General features: G+C 62.9%; 13 protein-coding genes. 4 read left to right on the top strand and 9 right to left on the bottom strand.

The features are described 5' to 3' along the window. Window positions 1–37 precede the first annotated feature (37 nt). The 3 genes from JWZ97_RS07300 to JWZ97_RS07290 form a co-directional block, all read right to left on the bottom strand. Window positions 38–1,315 (bottom strand): porin, encoded by a 1,278-nt coding sequence (locus tag JWZ97_RS07300; RefSeq protein ID WP_205434119.1) that lies wholly within the window; start codon window positions 1,313–1,315, stop codon window positions 38–40. Between the two features lie 323 nt (window positions 1,316–1,638). Further along, window positions 1,639–2,868, bottom strand: a complete 1,230-nt coding sequence (locus JWZ97_RS07295) for a nucleoside recognition domain-containing protein (protein WP_240342526.1) — start codon at window positions 2,866–2,868, stop codon at window positions 1,639–1,641. An 11-nt stretch (window positions 2,869–2,879) separates the two neighbouring features. After that, entirely contained in the window at window positions 2,880–5,240 is a 2,361-nt protein-coding gene (locus tag JWZ97_RS07290; RefSeq protein ID WP_305799102.1) for a DNA translocase FtsK, read from the bottom strand. A 207-nt stretch (window positions 5,241–5,447) separates the two neighbouring features. On the opposite strand from JWZ97_RS07290, the gene trxB reads away from it, so the two are divergent. From trxB to JWZ97_RS07270, 4 genes are all read left to right on the top strand, one after another. After that, complete coding sequence (gene trxB / locus JWZ97_RS07285) at window positions 5,448–6,407, top strand: thioredoxin-disulfide reductase (protein WP_205434118.1); 960 nt, start codon at window positions 5,448–5,450, stop codon at window positions 6,405–6,407. A gap of 66 nt (window positions 6,408–6,473) precedes the next feature. Beyond that, complete coding sequence (locus JWZ97_RS07280) at window positions 6,474–7,133, top strand: HugZ family protein (protein ID WP_205434117.1); 660 nt, start codon at window positions 6,474–6,476, stop codon at window positions 7,131–7,133. 345 nt (window positions 7,134–7,478) lie between these two features. After that, on the top strand, window positions 7,479–8,612 hold the full coding sequence (locus JWZ97_RS07275; protein WP_205434116.1) for a SpoIIE family protein phosphatase: 1,134 nt from the start codon (window positions 7,479–7,481) through the stop codon (window positions 8,610–8,612). Window positions 8,613–8,737: 125 nt separating this feature from the next. Continuing rightward, entirely contained in the window at window positions 8,738–9,763 is a 1,026-nt protein-coding gene (locus JWZ97_RS07270) for a class I fructose-bisphosphate aldolase (RefSeq protein WP_205434115.1), read from the top strand. On the opposite strand, the gene JWZ97_RS07265 is transcribed toward JWZ97_RS07270, so the two are convergent. The 6 genes from JWZ97_RS07265 to JWZ97_RS07240 all read right to left on the bottom strand — a co-directional run bounded on the left by JWZ97_RS07265 (window position 9,708) and on the right by JWZ97_RS07240 (window position 16,375). Next, the gene (locus tag JWZ97_RS07265; protein ID WP_205434114.1) at window positions 9,708–10,487 is read right to left on the bottom strand and encodes a hypothetical protein; all 780 of its coding nucleotides are present in this window, start codon (window positions 10,485–10,487) and stop codon (window positions 9,708–9,710) included. The genes JWZ97_RS07270 and JWZ97_RS07265 overlap by 56 nt on opposite strands. Window positions 10,488–10,495: 8 nt before the next feature. Beyond that, window positions 10,496–11,593, bottom strand: coding sequence for a HEAT repeat domain-containing protein (locus tag JWZ97_RS07260; RefSeq protein WP_205434113.1), 1,098 nt, complete (start codon window positions 11,591–11,593; stop codon window positions 10,496–10,498). Then, window positions 11,590–12,525, bottom strand: a complete 936-nt coding sequence (locus tag JWZ97_RS07255) for a glycosyltransferase family 2 protein (protein ID WP_205434112.1) — start codon at window positions 12,523–12,525, stop codon at window positions 11,590–11,592. The genes JWZ97_RS07260 and JWZ97_RS07255 overlap by 4 nt, the downstream gene beginning before the upstream one ends. Then, on the bottom strand, window positions 12,518–13,720 hold the full coding sequence (locus tag JWZ97_RS07250; RefSeq protein WP_205434111.1) for a glycosyltransferase family 4 protein: 1,203 nt from the start codon (window positions 13,718–13,720) through the stop codon (window positions 12,518–12,520). The genes JWZ97_RS07255 and JWZ97_RS07250 overlap by 8 nt, the downstream gene beginning before the upstream one ends. Before the next feature lie 635 nt (window positions 13,721–14,355). Then, window positions 14,356–15,144 carry a glycosyltransferase family 2 protein gene (locus JWZ97_RS07245; protein WP_205434110.1) on the bottom strand — a complete coding sequence of 263 codons (789 nt, stop codon included), beginning with the start codon at window positions 15,142–15,144 and terminating at the stop codon, window positions 14,356–14,358. Then, window positions 15,137–16,375, bottom strand: a complete 1,239-nt coding sequence (locus JWZ97_RS07240; protein WP_205434109.1) for a glycosyltransferase family 1 protein — start codon at window positions 16,373–16,375, stop codon at window positions 15,137–15,139. Before JWZ97_RS07240 ends, JWZ97_RS07245 begins: the two co-directional genes overlap by 8 nt. Window positions 16,376–16,878: the final 503 nt, after the last annotated feature.

The following is a 16,878-nucleotide window of genomic DNA, read 5'->3' as shown; positions in this document are numbered from 1 at the left end:
ATGCTCGAAAGGAACATCCTTGTTCCTAACGGTGGCTTTAGAACGAGACGACCACGTCGGTAGAAAACAAAAACTGATCTTTCTTGGCTCCGGCATACCCGGCGGCTGCGCTGCCCACGTTGTCGAATGCGCCGGCATTGTCCGACCAGTCGTAGCGTACGTTCGGGCGCACAGCCAGCCATTTCAGCGGTTTCCAGTTCAAGCCGGCGGTAACAGCGTAGTAGTTGTTGGCTCCGGGGAAGGCCGTCAGGGTGCGGCCCGGAGACGCGACCCTGAACCCGTCGTCGTCGCGGAACCACTCGGCCCGGATGCCGACGCCGAGGTTGTCCTGTATGTCGTAGGTTAGATACTGGTTGATGCCGTACCACTCGGCGTCCTGCGTGCCGCCCAAGACTTTATTCGCCCAGCCGTGGTCGTGTTGGAAGGTGTAGTGCAGGCCTTCGATGATGTCGTGCTTGATGACCAGACTGTAGAGGCTCCAGTTGTTCTTGTCCTGCTCGGAAATCTCCCCGCTGGTCGATGTCAGCGCGACGGACGAGCCTTTGTCATCGCTGGTCCAGGTCACCCCGCCCAGGAATGCCCAGTTGCCGAGTCCCTTATCCCAGGCGCCGTCCCAGCCCGCAGTCGTGCTGCCGGTGACGGCTCCGCCGGACAGGGTGAAATTATCCGTGAGCGGGGTGCTCAGCAAGATGCCGGTGTGGGTGAACGGCTCGCCGTACTGCATCGTGTAGGCGTGCGAATAGAAAAAGTTGTCGGGAGCGGTGACTACTTCGTTGCCGATGATGGTGTAGAAATGGCCGATTTTGGCGCTGATGCCTTTGCCGAAGGGTGCGTAAATCTCTAAATAGGCCTGCGGCAAGGCGATGTCGTAGAAACGCTCGCCGTTCTTGATCAGGTTCAAGTCCCAGTGACCGCGGGGTGAACCGTAGGCCTGGGTGAATACGGCGTCGGTTCCGTACATGAAGTCGAAGCGTCCGCCCACGTCCCAGCTGTCGCCGCCGGCGTTGACCGCGCGCTGCACGTAAAGATAAAGCTGATTCAGCTGCAATTCGCTGGAGCGGTCGCCGAAGGTGACCGGGCCGTTGAACTTGCTGCCCGGATCGTTAGCATTGTAGGTGACACCGGCGTTGATCCAGCCTCCCACCGTCAATCCCAGGTTTTTCAGGAACGAGGATTCGTTGGGGTTGCCCGCCAGTTCCAGCAGCCCTTTGGCTTCGTAAAGGTCGCTGGCGGCGTGTGCGGTGCTGATGGATGCAAGGGTCAGAGTGGTCAGTAGGGGTTTCAATGGGAAATACTGTCGAACAGTACGTGACATGGCGATGTCCTCGGAGGTGTGAAAATGAAGAAACAAGCAATTGCTCATGGCGTGCAATAAGCAACAGATATGCCAATGTTAAATCACCTTAAATATCAATACTGAAGCGTAACTTGAAAGATGAGGCTGCTCATGTTTCGTGCGTCTTTGTGATGAGTCGCCCAATTATGGAGCATTTTGAGCGAGACCGTGCCGAACAGGCTTTGGCGAGTCGGTGATGTGAGAATGGCGTTAGTAAGGTATTTATGCTTCTGTTTCGTGCATGTGTGGCTACTTATGCACCGCGAATGAGCGCGTTGCCCGGAGTCTCGCCGAATGGTTTTTCAGGCGTATAAGCGATAGGCCAGGGCAATGGCGGCCAAGACGCCGGCAAGATCGGCCAGGAGCGCGCAGCCCACGGCGTGGCGTATGTTGCGTATGCCGACCGCTCCGAAATAGACGGCCAACACATAGAAGGTCGTTTCGGTGCTGCCCTGGATCAGCGTGGCGAGGCGGCCCTGGAACGAGTCCACGCCGAAGTTGTTCATGGTATCCAACATCATGGCCCGCGCGCCGCTGCCGCTGAACGGCTTGATAAGCGCGGTCGGCAGGGCATCGACGAAGCGGGTGTCCAGGTTTAATGCCGTTGCCAGGGTGCGCAGGCCATCGGCCGTGAAGTCCAGCAGACCGCTCGCACGCAATATCGCCACTGCCACCAGCATGGCGACCAGATAGGGGACGATGGTGATGGCGGTGTGGAAGCCTTCCTTGGCGCCCTCGATGAAAGCGGCATAGGCGTCCACCCGGCGATAAAACGCGGCGCAGAGAAGCAGCGCGATCAATCCCAATAGAGCCGTGCTGCTCAGGTTCGCGGAGCGTTGTTGCATGACCTCCTGATCCTGGCTGAACAAATACCAGGCCAGTCCGGCCGCCAGGGCCGTCATGCCGCCGAGATAAGCCAGGGTCACCGGCTGGAACAACCGCAGCCGCTGCATATAAGCCACGCTCAGCAAGCCGGTCAGCGTGGAGCAGAATGTGGCCAGCAGTATGGGCACGAACACATCGGCCGGATACTCGGCCCCCATGAGCGAGCGGAATGCCAGGATGCTCAGGGGAAACAAGGTGACCGAAGACGCATTGAGGACGAAAAACAGGATTTGCGCGTTGCTGGCGCGGTTGGGTTCGGGGTTGAGGCTTTGCAGCTCCTGCATCGCGCGGATACCGAGTGGGGTCGCCGCATTGTCCAGACCCAGCACGTTGGCGGACAAATTCATGACGATGGCGCCGATGGCCGGATGTTCGGGCGGGATTTCCGGCATCAGACGACGAAATAGGGGAGTCAAGCCGCGGGTCAGTAGACGTATGAAACCGCTTTGTTCGCCGATGCGCAGGATGCCCAGCCAGAACGTGAGTGCTCCGGTGAGCCCCAAGGCGATTTCGAAAGCCTGCTTGCTGGTAGCGAACACGGCTTGCAGCATGGCGTCCAGGACGGAGGCATCGCCGGTCCAAATCGCCTTGGCGGCCCCCGCAGTCAGTCCTGCCAGCAGTAGGCCGGCCCATATGGCGTTTAGCAAGTCGGTGTTTTCTAGTCTAAGGGTGGGGGAGGGGCGATGACCGAGCGCGAGCCGTTGGTTTCGGCCGCCCCCACGATGCCGGCTTTTTCCATGTCCTCGATCATGCGGGCAGCGCGGTTGTAGCCGATCTTGAAGCGCCGCTGCACGCTGGAGATGGAGGCCTTGCGGCTTTCCGTCACGAAGCGCACCGCCTCGTCGTACAGCGCATCGGATTCCTCCCCGCCTTCTCCGCCGCCGGAGCCCTTGAAGCTGCCGTAATCGCCGGAGTCCTCACTGAAGCGGGTGATTTCGTCGATGTAGCGTGCCGGGCCGGTGCGCTTGAGGAATTCCACCACCTTGTGCACGTCTTCGTCGGACACGAAGGCGCCATGGGCGCGCATGGGTAGCCCCGTGCCGGGCGGCAGGAAGAGCATATCGCCGTTGCCCAGCAGGGCTTCCGCCCCGCCCTGGTCGATGATGGTGCGAGAGTCGATGCGCGAGGACACCTGGAAGGCGATGCGGGTGGGAATGTTGGCCTTGATGAGGCCGGTGAGCACGTCGACCGAAGGACGCTGGGTCGCGAGGATCAGGTGCAGGCCGGCGGCGCGGGCTTTCTGGGCGAGGCGGGCGATCAACTCCTCCACCTTCTTGCCGACGATCATCATCATGTCGGCCAATTCGTCGATTACGATGACCACGAAGGGCAGAGGGCCCAGGGGCGGCGGACCGTCCTCGTCGGAAACCGCCATGTTGGGGTTCCACATGGGATCCAGCAGCGGCTCGCCGGCTTCGATGGCTTCTTTGACCTTCTGGTTGTAGCCGGCCAGGTTGCGCACGCCCAGCATGGACATCAGCTTGTAGCGCCGTTCCATTTCCGCCACGGACCAGCGTAGGGCGTTGGCCGCTTCCTTCATGTCGGTGACCACCGGGGTCAGCAGGTGCGGAATGCCCTCGTAGATCGACAACTCCAGCATCTTGGGGTCGATCATGATCATGCGGACTTCGTCCGGCGTGGCCTTGAACAGCATGCTCAGGATCATCACGTTGACCGCCACCGACTTGCCCGAACCGGTGGTGCCTGCAACCAGCAGGTGAGGCATGCGCGCGAGATTGGCGACCACGGGGGTTCCGCTGATGTCCTTGCCCAGCACCATGGTCAGGGGCGAGGCGGATTGCTGATAGACGGACGAAGCGAGCACCGAATGCAACAACACGGTTTCGCGTTCCTCGTTCGGGATCTCCAAGCCGATCACCGATTTGCCGGCGATGACTTCGACCACGCGCACGCTGGTCACGGACAAGGTGCGGGCCAAGTCTTTCGCCAGCCCGCTGATACGGCTGACCTTCACGCCCGGCGCCGGCTGGATCTCGAAACGGGTAATGACGGGACCGGGATGAACTTCGACCACCTGCGCTTCCACCCCGAAATCCTTGAGGATGGACTCCAGCAGCAAGGACATCTCTTCCAGGGCCGCCCGCGTGTAACCTTTGATCTTGGGCGCGTGGGAATTCAGCAGATCCAGGGGGGGCAGGGCGCCGGGATTGAGCGGAGGGAGCGCAGGCTGGCTCTTGGCTTTCTTGGCCGGCGCAATCTTGAACGAAGCCGGAGCGGCTTCCGTAACGGTCGAGGCTTGGGCGGTGTGGGCCGCTGGCGCGGGTGTCGGCTCCCGCCGAACCGGCTTGGCCTTTTCGCGCACGAGGCTTTCCGGCGAGGGTTCGGCCGGGGCCATTGTCGTTTCCGTTGCCGTCTGACTCTGACTTCTAGGAATAAATACCGCGAAAAACCCATTCGTGATCAACAGCCCGGCCTTGCCGACCGCGTCGATCACTTTCAGCCAGGAGAGCCCGGTGAAGAGCGAAATACCGGCCAGGACGGCGGCCGACAATATCACCGTGGCTCCGGTGCGGCCCAAGCCGCCGAGCAACAGCTTGGAGAACTCCTGGCCCACGATGCCGCCGCTGGTCTGCGGCAGGGCGAAGGGCACGCGCCAGAGGTGAAGATCGGCGACGGCCGATCCCGCCGTCATGGCGACGAGCAGGCCGAACCAGCGCAGGAGCCGCGTGCCCCAGCCCGCCGGAGCCCGGCTGTGCTCGCCCTTGAACAAGGCATAGCCATAGCCGGCCAGCAGGAAGGGAAACAGAAAGGCCATCAGCCCGAACAGGGAAAAACTGATGTCCGCCAGCCAGGCACCGATGGCCCCGGCGCCATTGGCGATGGGTCGGCCCGAACCGGAGTGCGACCAGCCCGCGTCTTCCAGGTCGAAAGTGGCCAGACTGATGAAAAAAAACAGGGCAATGGCGCCGTAGCCCAGCAGGCCGATTTCGCGCAGTCCGCGCGTCAGCGAGAGATTAATCTCGGTAGGTGGGAGGATTTTCTTATCTGCTTCCGCCAAAATGCTCACCAAATCAAATAAATATGCAATTTTCGGTATTGTTTAGAATCGGCGCTGTTTTGGCAAGCCGATTCAATTCGGAGCGACTGTGTTTCAGACCGTCAGTGTTTACGCAGTCGGGGCGGCTTGGTCATACTAGGGCCCGGTTTGCGACGGCGGTATCGGCCGCCCCATTGCCCCTAGACGGCGCTAATTGAGAGAAACGACATGACTGAAACGCGACACAGCCGGTTGCTCATCCTGGGCTCCGGTCCGGCCGGTTACACCGCCGCCGTATACGGCGCGCGCGCCAATCTGAAGCCGGTATTGATCACCGGCATTCAGCAGGGCGGTCAATTGACCACCACCACCGATGTCGACAACTGGCCGGGCGACGCCGAGGGCGTGCAGGGGCCGGAATTGATGGAACGCATGCTCAAGCATGCCCAGCGTTTCGAGACCGAGGTGATCTTCGACCACATCCACACCGCCGACTTGTCGGTGCGGCCGTTCAAGCTGACCGGCGATTCCGGGGTCTACACCGCCGATGCGCTCATCATCGCCACCGGCGCTTCCGCCCGCTACCTGGGGCTGGATTCGGAAGAAGCCTTCAAGGGGCGCGGCGTTTCGGCCTGTGCAACCTGCGACGGATTTTTCTATCGCAACAAGCATGTCGCGGTGATCGGCGGCGGCAACACGGCGGTCGAAGAGGCGCTTTACCTGTCCAACATTGCGGCCAAGGTGACCGTGGTGCATCGGCGCGACAAGTTCCGCTCGGAAAAGATCCTGTCCGACAAGCTGGTCGAGCGCTCGAAAACCGGGAATGTGGAGATCGAATGGAATCACACGCTGGACGAAGTCCTGGGCGACGACATGGGCGTGACCGGCATGCGCATCAAGAACGTGGTGGACGGCTCCACCAAGGACATCGCGCTGGAGGGCGTATTCATCGCCATCGGCCATTCGCCCAATACGGAGTTGTTCGCCGGCCAGTTGGACATGAAGAACGGCTATCTGATCGTGAAGGGCGGCAGCGAAGGCAATGCGACCGCGACCAACATACCCGGCGTGTTTGCCGCCGGCGACGTGGCCGATTCAGTCTACCGGCAAGCCATCACTTCCGCCGGTGTGGGCTGCCAGGCCGCGCTGGATGCCGAGAAATATCTCGACGGCCTGGAGTCGGCCTGATTTCGAAGCAGTCCGAATGGCGGCCGGTTTCGGCGACGCACGTCCTGCCATGGCCGCATCGCCACCATGACCGAGACGATCGATGAGCTGATCAGCCTGCTGCACGAGCGGCCCTACGGCGTGCTCGCCAGCCAGAGCAAAGCGATGCCCGGCTATCCGTTCGCGAGCGTCTTGCCTTATGTGCCCGACGAAGCCCACCGGCCGGTGTTTTTCATCAGCCGGCTGGCCGAGCATACCCGAAATCTGCAACAGGATAGCCGTGCCAGCCTCTTGCTGTTCGAGGGGGACGGTCCGGATGTACTGGCTGGACCGCGCGCTACCTGGCTGGGCGATGTGGTGCCCGTGCCGAGCGGTGAGGCCTTGCGGCGACGCTGGCTGCGCTATAACCCGGATGCCGCGCAATACATCGATTTCGCCGATTTCGGATTTTACCGCTTGCGGGCCGAGCGGGTCCGTTTTGTCGCCGGCTTCGGACAAATGGGCTGGATACAGGCCGGGGAACTGGAGGATCGGGCGATCCTGCCTCCCGAAGACGAAGAAAATCTGCTGACTGCGTTGGCCGGTGCTATCCCCGACGGGGTCGAGATTGCGGGACTCGATGCATACGGCGTCGACTATCGGCGCGCGGGGAGGCGGCTGCGGCATCGATTTCCCGGCGCTCCGCTCGCACCTGCCGAACTGGAGCCGATTTTGCGGGCGTGGCTTGCCGGCCATTGCGGTTATTAACCCGACCCATAAATGGGCCGGGTTAATCCGGGGCAGGGATGCCCCGGCGCGGCGACAGGCCGCGTGAGCCAAGGCCGGGCGTGACCGGCCTTGGCCTTGGCCCGAAATACCAGGAGGGTATTTACGGGCCTGATTAATAATCCGGCCCTTTCAGGGCAGCTCTTCGCCCAAGCCGGCGGACGTCCGTCTCGCATCCGTGTCGATGAGTGCTCCGGCCCGGACATGCGTATGCGTTTCCCCACGATGTTGCCATACTGCTAACGCGGGGTGTTTGTGTGACACGACGGGTTGTCACGGGAGCCTTATCGCGCTTCCTGCCCACTAGCCGAACAGGAGCCGGCAGAGATGATCAATGACGATACCACGCTGATACAGCGTTTTCCGGGTGGGGTTCGCAAAGAACATCCCGCGGATATCGCCCACTATGTCGTCGTGAGCCAGGGAGCCGAAGCCGGGAAGAAAATCGAGATCGGGCTCGCCCCCATCAGCGTGGGCCGGCACGACGGCAATCGCTTCACCCTTGCCGATCCCTATGTCTCCGCCTGGCATTGCCTGATCCGCTTCGAACAGGGCAGGGTGTGGGTGACCGACCTGAATTCCACCAACGGTACCTTCGTCGATGGACGAAAAACCACAGGCAAGGTGGAGTGGCCGATCCACGTTCCCCTGCAGGTCGGCAACCACCTCCTGTACCACGAATACCGGCGGCGGGACGACATGCGGCGCTCGGATGAGTTGAGCAAGGAGTTGCTGCACGCGGCGACCTATGTCCAAACCCTGATTCCACCCCCTTTGCGCGAAGGGCCGGTGATCGCCGAATGGCATTTTCTGCCCTCGGCCTCGCTCGGCGGTGATATCTTCGATTACGGCTGGCTGGATAAAGGCCATTTTTCTTTCTACCTGCTGGATGTCTGCGGCCACGGGGTCGGCGCCGCACTGCATTCCGTTTCGGTGTTCAATCTGCTGCGCCAGCGCGCCCTGTTGGACGTCGACCTCACCCGCCCGGCCGACGTGCTGAATGCCTTGAACATGGCCATGCCCATGGAGCTTTACGGCGACATGTATTTCACACTCTGGTATGGCGTCTACCAGCCGGCCAACCGGACACTAAGCTTTGCCTGCGCGGGACATCCACCCGCCCTGGTGTTCGATACCGAACACCGGCATCGCGCGAGCCTGCGCAGCGACGATCCCCCCATCGGCATGGTCGCGAACCTGGTCTATCAGGAAAGCACGGTCGTTTTGCCGCCCGACGTGCGGGTTTACCTCTACAGTGACGGCTTGTACGAAATCACTACCGTGAACGGCGACGTGTGGAGCTGGGCCGAGTTCGTCCGTCTGCTCGAAGGCCGGCAGCGCGCCGGCGCGGGTCAGCCCGAGGCGATTTTTCGCAATATCTGCAATCTGGCGGACAAGCACCGCTTCGACGACGACTCCTCGCTGCTCTTGTTCAGCTTTCCGGGCGCCGGACCGACCTGATTTCCCGCAGAATCGCGAGCCGTTTGCCGGATAGGTACGGGTCACGACGGCCGGTGTCGGTTGAAATAGCCGTCATCCGGAGTAGCCTAGCTACCCTTAAGCTTGTCCATCGATGAGGTGATCCCATGAGCGTTCGAGACGAACTGCAGGCTACCATTGCCGACATGGTGCAGCGCGGCAAGGGCATACTGGCCGCCGACGAGAGCACGCCGACCATCACCAAGCGTTTCCAGGCGGTAGGGATCGCCAGCAACGAGGAGACGCGGCGGATCTACCGGCAACTGCTGCTCTCCACACCGGGCCTGGGCGAGTTCATTTCCGGCGTGATCCTGTACGAAGAAACGCTGGGCCAGAAGGCGGACGACGGCACGCCGCTGCCGGAACTCGCCCGAAGCCAGGGCATCGTGCCGGGCATCAAGGTGGACAAGGGTCTGACCGGGTTGGCCAACGCGCCCGGCGAAAAAGTGACCCAGGGTCTGGACGGTCTGGCCGAGCGCTTGGCCGGCTACAAGGCCCAGGGCGCGCGCTTCGCCAAATGGCGGGCGGTTTACGCCGTCGGCCCGGACTTGCCCGGCCGTTTGGCCGTCCAAACCAATGCGGAGGTCTTGGCCCGCTACGCCGCGATCTGCCACGAGGTAGGCATCGTCCCCATCGTCGAACCGGAAGTGCTGATCGACGGGGACCACGGCATAGAGCAGAGCGAAACCGTCACCGAAGCCGTGCAGGACGAAGTGTTCCTGGCCCTCAAGCGCCACCGCGTGCAACTGGAATACATCATCCTCAAGCCCAGCATGGTGATCCCGGGCAAGGCGCATCCGGTGAAAGCCGACCCGGTGGAAGTGGCGGAGCGCACCGTACGCATTCTGCGCCGCACCGTCCCCGCCGCCGTGTCCAGCATCAATTTCCTGTCCGGCGGGCAGACGCCGCAGGAAGCCACCGCCCGCCTCAATGCCATGAACGCAGGCTACCCGCATCTGCCCTGGCTGTTGTCGTTCTCCTATGCCCGCGCCCTGCAGGAACCGCCCATGGCCTTATGGAAGGGCGAGGCAACTAATGCCGCCGCGGCGCAGGCCGCGTTTCTGCACCGGGCCAAGCTCAATAGCCTGGCGCAGAAGGGAACTTATGACGTGGGGATGGAGCAGGCTCGGTAAAGCTATTAACCCGGCCCAAATAGGTCATGGTGGGAGCGGCCCTCAGGCCGCGATCTCCGCGGGCTAAAGCCCGCTCCCACCGCAACAACCCGCGTGCGAGTCCTATCATGCCCGCCATTTCCAGACTTTCTTCCAGGGTGGTGAGCAGTTCGTAGGGCAGGTTGTGCGCATCGTGCAGGCTTTCCAGATAGGCTCCGCCCAACAGTTCCAGGCCCACGGCACCGCTGAGGTAAACGGTGGCGGAGACGATCAGGGTCCGGCGCAAGGAGTGCGGCAGCCCCATGAGAAAGCGCAGATAGGCCAGGCCCAGCAGTACGACCGCCAAGCCATAAGGGATCAGCCAGGCGAAATAGAATATCCCGGACGCATGCAGACCGGCGCGCACGGGTTCGATCAGCCTTTCGTGCAGGGAGACCAGTTCGTCGAGGGCGAGGAAGGCGAAGATGCAGGCGAGGCCCAGCCAGGCGAGCCTGTTCTTACCCGGAGTTCCGCGGCCCATAAGGGCCAGAAGCGCCGCGCAATACAGTATCAGTCCCGTGGAAAATACACTGGGCACGTTGCGCTCCCGGTCTAGGTCGAACAGCGCCACCCAGCCGTGGTCGGGCGCGACGTTCCAGTGAAATTTGGCGGCCAGTCCGGCCAAGTTGAGAAGAACCAGCAAGAAGGCGGTCGCCGTGAGGGCGGGAATCGGGTTTTTCAGGAAAGGGTGGCGGTGCATATTCATGGCATTCCTCAATGTACGGCAGGAAGGATGTCCCGGGCCGCGGGTTCCAGCCGGGACAGGCTTAGTCCGGCCGCCTCGCGCACGCCGGAATCGGGATCGTCCAACAGGGGGTGGAGTGATCGATAGGCGTCGTGGCTTCCCTCCCGGCCGAGGACGAGTGCGGCGCCGGTGCGCAGCCGCGGGTCGGCACTGCGCAGGGCTGTTTGCAGAGGCCGGTCTATCCCGGTACCCAGCGCCCTGACAGCTTCGTAAAGGTTTTCGTGAGACGTGGGAAAGGTCCTGCCCAATTCGCCCAGGAGCGGGAGCAAAGCCGTAGGGCCCAACTGGCTTAGCGCCGACAGGGCCCCGGCCTGCATGCCCGCGTCTTCGTCCTGCAGCGCGGCGATCAGGGCGGGAACGGCGGCCGGGCCGAACTCGCTCAAGGCCGTCGCCAGCCGACCCTGCAGGCTCGCTTCGCTATCGCGCAAGGCCGCGATCATGGGGGCGATGGCCCTGGTGTCTTTCAGTCCGGCGAGTACCGAGGCCGCTCGTCCCTGCACGCCGGGATCGGCATCTCCAAGCAGCGACAGGACCGGCTCGACCAAGCGATCGTCATGCCGGCCGGTCAAAGCGCCGACGGCTGCTTCCCTGACCGGCGTTTCCTCGTCGCTCAGCGCGTGCAGCAGGGTTTGCAGGCTTTGTTCGTCCTGCAGCCCGCCCAGCGCCCTTACCGCGCCCAGTCGTCGGGCCGCGTCGCCGCGCACGGCAGCTTCCAGCAATCCGGCCAGCGCCGGAGTACCGATACGGCTCAGGGACGAGGCGGCCGTCTGCTGCACCGTGGCGTCGGGATCGTCCAGGGCTTCGAGCAAAGCGGAAACCGCTTCCGGCTCCCGGTAGCCGCCCAGGCCTTCGAGTGCCTGGCGGCGTACCTCGACATCCGCGTCGGCCAGTGCCGCTACGAGCGCCGGCAGGATCGCGCCATCGGCTTGCCCGGAGAGGGCCGCGGCGGCTTCACGGCGGATGACCGGATTGGGGTCGCGCAGACGACCCAGCTCCGCGCGATCCGCGCCGCCGGCGTCCGCGCTACACGCGATTCCCAGAAGCACGAGGCCGGCGAGCGCTTTCACGAGAGGGCTCCGGCCGTTTTCCAGTAGCCGCGGTGCAGGCTACAGCGTTTTTTCAAACACAGCGGCAGGCGGGTATGCCAGCGGCTGCCCAGCGTATAGCCCAGCCATTTGAGTCCGCTCCGCAGCAAGGCGGAAGGAATCAGCCGGGGTGCGTGCCGCTTCAGATAAGCCAGTTCGGACAGGACGTAGCGCCGGCCCTCGCCACCCACCTCGCCGAAGCGCTGGCGCAGCCAGGGATGGCGGGCGTGGAACACGCCGATGTCGAAATAACGGCGGAATTCTTCCGCATGGCCGTAATCGTGCGAATGATGGACCTCGGCGTCGGCCCGGTAGGCGATCTTCCAGCCCGCAAGCAACATGCGGCCGGCGGCGTAGGTGTCCTCGTTCATGATGACATCGGTGGGGAAGCCGCCCTCCGCGGCCAGCGCCTCGCGCCGGTAAGCGGCGAATGAGTTGGAGATGAAGGCGGTCTTGATGCCGTGCTGCTTCCGGTCTTCGTAGCTCCGGATCTGGCTCACCGCAGGGTAGTTGAACAGCCGCGCATGGGCGCCGATGGGGCCGGCGTCGGTATGGGGCAATTGCCGGCCGTAGGCCGCGGCTACCGCCTCGTCGTCGAAGGACTCGATCAGTTCGGCCAGGGCGTTCGGACTCGCGAGCAGGGCGTCCTGGGTGAGGAAGACCACGATGCCGACGTCACCCGGCAAGCTGTCCACCGCCCGCTGGCGGGTCGCGCCGTGGTTGAACTCCTCTTGTCTGATGACGCGCACCTCGAAGCCGTACGCTACGGCCATGGCGGCCGTGTCGTCGCTCGAGGAGGAGTCTATGGCCAGCAGCAGGTCCGGCCGGAGCGTCTGGGCGCCGAGGGCGTCCAGCCAATCGCGCCAACGTTCGCCGGCGTTGAGGGTGGGCACGATGAGGGCGATCTTAGTCATGGGCCGACGCCTCCCGATTCAGGGTGACGGAGGGTTGATCGCCGGAGGCGCTCAGAACCTGCCAGACCCGCTCGCCCAACTTGACGGGGTCGAGCCGGGTTTCGACGTAGCGGCGCGCGGCTAGTGACAGCGCGAGCCAGGATGCGGCGTCGAGTCCCTGGATCTTGCGCAGGATCTGCATCACCGAAGCTGCATTACGCTCGAACACATAGCCGGTGCCTTGCGCTTCGACTTCGTCCCAGGCCAGACCTCGTGCCACGAGCACCGGCCGGCCGGCCGCCATGGCTTCGGCCACCACGTTGCCGAAGTTCTCCCGCATGCCGCCGCTTTCCTCCAGTCCCGATGGCAGCACCAGGTAATGGCTCTCGGCCAGCAGCTGGTTCACTTCGGTACGCGACAGATAGCCGCGGTAATCGACCGCGCCTTGGGCCTGTTCTATCAGGCTTTCGAATTCGTGGAAATAGGCGGCATCTACGCTGCGCCCCGCCACGACCAACCGGTCATGAGGCCTGCGCACCTGGAGCCAGGCGCGGATGAAGGCATTGATGCCCTTTTCCGCCTGGATATGACCCAGGAAACAGATCTGCAATCCTTCCCGCGCGGGCGGCGGAGCCACCGCGACATCCCGGCTGTCGACCCCGTTGGGGACGAGCAGGACGTGGGCGTCTACTCCCAAGGCTTCCCGGGCACCCTGGATTTCCGTTTCGCTGGTGCAATGGATGGCCAGCGCGCGGTGCAGGCTGGGGAAGGTGATGAACTTGTAATAAAGCCATTTGTGCGGCTTGCTACGGCGTATCAGGGTCAGGTGCTCCGGCATCAGGCCGCCGTGCAGGGCGACCATATAGGGCTTGTTCATCAGCCGGCAGAGCCAGGCCGCCAGGGTGCAGGGCCAGGTCGCGATGCCGTGGATGTAAACCACCGGCGCTTGCTTGCAGAGTTTGTAGATGGCGGGTATTGCTCCGAGCCCGAAACCCCAGCGGCGGAACCCGTAGCTTCGGTACAGGCGCACGTCGGTGTCTTTGCCCATGAGCACGTCCTCCGGATTCAGTCGGCGTTCTATGGATTCGTCCGAGGCGACGACGGCGATCTTCCGCCTCTGCTCGGACCAGGCACGGGTCAATATTCCCGCCGTCGTGGCGACGCCACCGTAGCCTAAGGCCGGGGGAACGTGGGTGGCGATGATGCCGATATCCATGGGCTTGTCTCTCGTGTTGGGATGTTTTGGGTTTTGGTGTCGCTGACGCGACGGTTGTTTGAATCGGGTTCCCGCACCCGAAGGCGGAATACTTTCTTTTGCGTGGCCAAAAAAAGTACTCAAAGAAAAGGCCACCCGGTTGCCGCGAGAGCCCCTGCGCTGCTCGCTTTCGCCGGGGGGCGATCGAAGGGGCTCCTGCCCCTCGATCGCCGAGCCGCATCCCTGAGGCTCCCCTTCGGGCCGATCCCGGCGAAAGCTCCGCTGCTCGGCGCGGCAAACGGGATCTGAAAACAAAAGACATGCGGTCCCCTGTGATAACTTGCGCGCTCTTTGTTCTTTGGCTTTCTAATCCCGCCCGGCAAGCGACAAATTCATCGGAAACGAATTTGAACAGCCGAAGGCTGGCCCGCAGGGCGAAAGCCAGGATGGCTTTCGTAAGAGCGCAGGGGCTTTCGCGGCTGTCGGGTGGCCGCTGACTCGCGCCATCCAGGCGCTCGCGCTTCGCGTGCCAGAGGCGCCCAAATCTGCTCCCGGCAGATTTGTCTTTTGGTTCCTTTTCTTTGGCCAAGCAAAGAAAAGGAACTCGCCTTCCGGTGCGAGACCCCGATTCAAAGAACCGTTGCGTCAGCAACACTTCACTGATTTGCATACCGAGCCAACAAAAACTTGGTGAATTCGTACCAGGCGAACATCAGCGAGAACTCCAGGCCTTCCTTGCCGTCCAGGAAACCGCCGCGCAGGACGTAGTGGTAGAAGAACCGGGCCGGCGCTTTCCAGAAGGAATTGCCGAGCAGCAGGCTCAGGCGCTTGCGTGGGTTGAGGATGATGCCCTCGTGATGGACGCGGATCTCCCGGTTGGCGTGGGCTACGTGCTTGTGCAGCCATTCCAGCAATTCGCCGTCGTAGAAATAGTGCTCGTAGGGAATGCTGGCATAGGCGATGCGGCAGCCGGCCTGGATGTTCTCGCCGAATCCGCCTTCGTGGTGCGACAGGAAGCGGACGGTTTCGCGCCGCAGCAGCCGGGCGTGCACGATGGGATAACCGGGCGCGTGGCTCAATCGCTTGCCGCGCAGATAGAAATAGGAAGGCACCATGACCGCGTCGATCTCGGCCAACTCGCTTTCCAGCGCGCCATCCGCCCAGTCGAAGAATTCCCTGGAGAACACCTCGTCGGCGTCGATGAACAACACCCACGGGGTGGCGATGCTGCAATGCTGCAAAGCATGGTTGCGCTGCTGGGCGTAGCCTTCCCAGGCATGGTGGCAGACGCGGGCGCCGAGCGATTCGGCGATGGCCAGAGTGCCGTCGGTGCTGCCGGAGTCCAGCACCACGACCGGATAGCCGGCCGGTATCGCCGTCAGGCAGCGGTCCAGGGTCCGTTCCTCGTTCTGGGTGAGGATGACCACGGTGATGGCCTTACTCATGGCCGCGCACCCGGACGACCGGTAGGATGGGTGCAGCGTAGCGCAACCCATCATTTTCGACGGTGATCGATGGGTTACGGCTTGCGCCTACACCCATCCTACAAAGCTCGTCCAGTGTGTGCTCATAAAGCGCCACATAGCCCTTGATCATCGCTTCCGGGGTGTAGCGCCGTGCATTGGCGAGGCCGTTCAGGCGCAGGGTTTCCAGCCGGCTTTCGGTCTTGCCGGCGATGCGCTCGGCGGCGGCCACCGGGTCTTGCGGATCGATGAGGATGGCGCCTGCGCCCGCCACTTCGCGCATGGGGTCGCGGTCCGAGGTCGCCACCAGCGCGCCGCAGGCCTGGGCTTCGATGATGGGCCAGCCGAAGCCTTCGTACAACGATGGGAACAGGAACAGCCCGGCGCGGGAGTAGAGTGCGCATAATTGGGATCCGCTCAAGTGATGGCGGTGGCTGACCGCGTCTTGCAGGCCGGCTTGTTGCAAATAGCGCCGCAGGGGCTCTTCCAGCGGCGCGCCGACGAAAACCAGTTGGCCCGCCAGGGGATGATCCATGCGTCGGAGTTCGGCGAAGATTTCCGCGACCGCGCGGCGGTTTTTCTTCCACTCGTCGCTACCCACGTGCAATACCAGCGGAAGGTCCGGCGCTATGCCCAAATCTCGTAGCGTGTCTTCGGTTTCGGCCGCGCCCATAGGGTGATAGGGTTGATTGAGGCCGTTGTAGACCGTCGATAGGCGCCCTGGATCCAGTGGCAGCAGCGATGTGAGTTCCCTTTCGACGGTGTTGGAAACGCAGGCGATGCGGCTGGCCTTGCGCAGGTTGCGCGCGGTCCAGGCCTGTAACACGCGGCCCAGCAGGCCGGCTTTTTCCTCGCGGTAATGCCCCAGGGCGCGCTTGAGGCCGATGGTGTCGTGGCAGGTGACCACGCTGGGTTTGCCCTGGAGATAGCTGAGAAAGGGGGCGTTGGAGTGGTCGCAGACATGCACCACGTCCGCCCAAGTCTCGTGGCGCCGCAATTCCGGCTGGGCCAGGATGAACTGGTCGACGTATTTCGCCCACTTGCCCTGCCAACCGCCGCTACGTCCGGTGCGCCACATCCGTCCGCGCGGACGCACCAGCCGTACCTCGTGGCCCTGCTCTAGCAGGCCGCGGTGGAGACAGTCGGCGAACAGGCCCATGCTGAGGCTGTTGCTGTGGTCGTGGGGGTGGTTACCGATCAGGAGGATTTTCATAGACGGTGTTCTTGGAATTTGATGTTGGCCATGGGCTTTTTTTGTGCCGCTGACGCGACGGTTGTTTAAATCGGGGTCTCGCCCCCGAGGGCGAGTTACTTTTCTTTGCGTGGCCAAAGAAAAGTAACCAAAAGAAAGGCCACCCGGCAGCCGCGTAAGCCCTTGCGCTTCTCGCTTGTTCGACGGGGTCGCCCGAAGGTACCTCCATGTACCTCGGGCGCCGCACGCGATCCCTCGCCTGCCCCTGCGGGCTGGTCCGCCGAACAAGCTGCGATGCTCAGCGCGGCTGAACGGGAATGGAAGTCAAAAACCTGGAGCCAGCCAGTTTTCCTGGTCCCGTTTGCCGCGCCGAGCAGCGGAGCTTTCGCCGGAAATTGCCCGCAGGGGCGCTTCAGGGATGAAGCGCGGCGATCGAGGGGCTCGGATGCCCCTTCGATCGACCCCCGGCGAAAGGGAGCAGCGCAGGAAACAAGCGTCAATCGGGTGGCCTTTTCTTTGAATAC

Origin of the sequence: Methylococcus sp. EFPC2 (assembly GCF_016925495.1) — a bacterium.
Classification (GTDB): Bacteria; Pseudomonadota; Gammaproteobacteria; order Methylococcales; family Methylococcaceae; genus EFPC2.
This window is presented reverse-complemented; position numbering and strand designations above follow the sequence as displayed.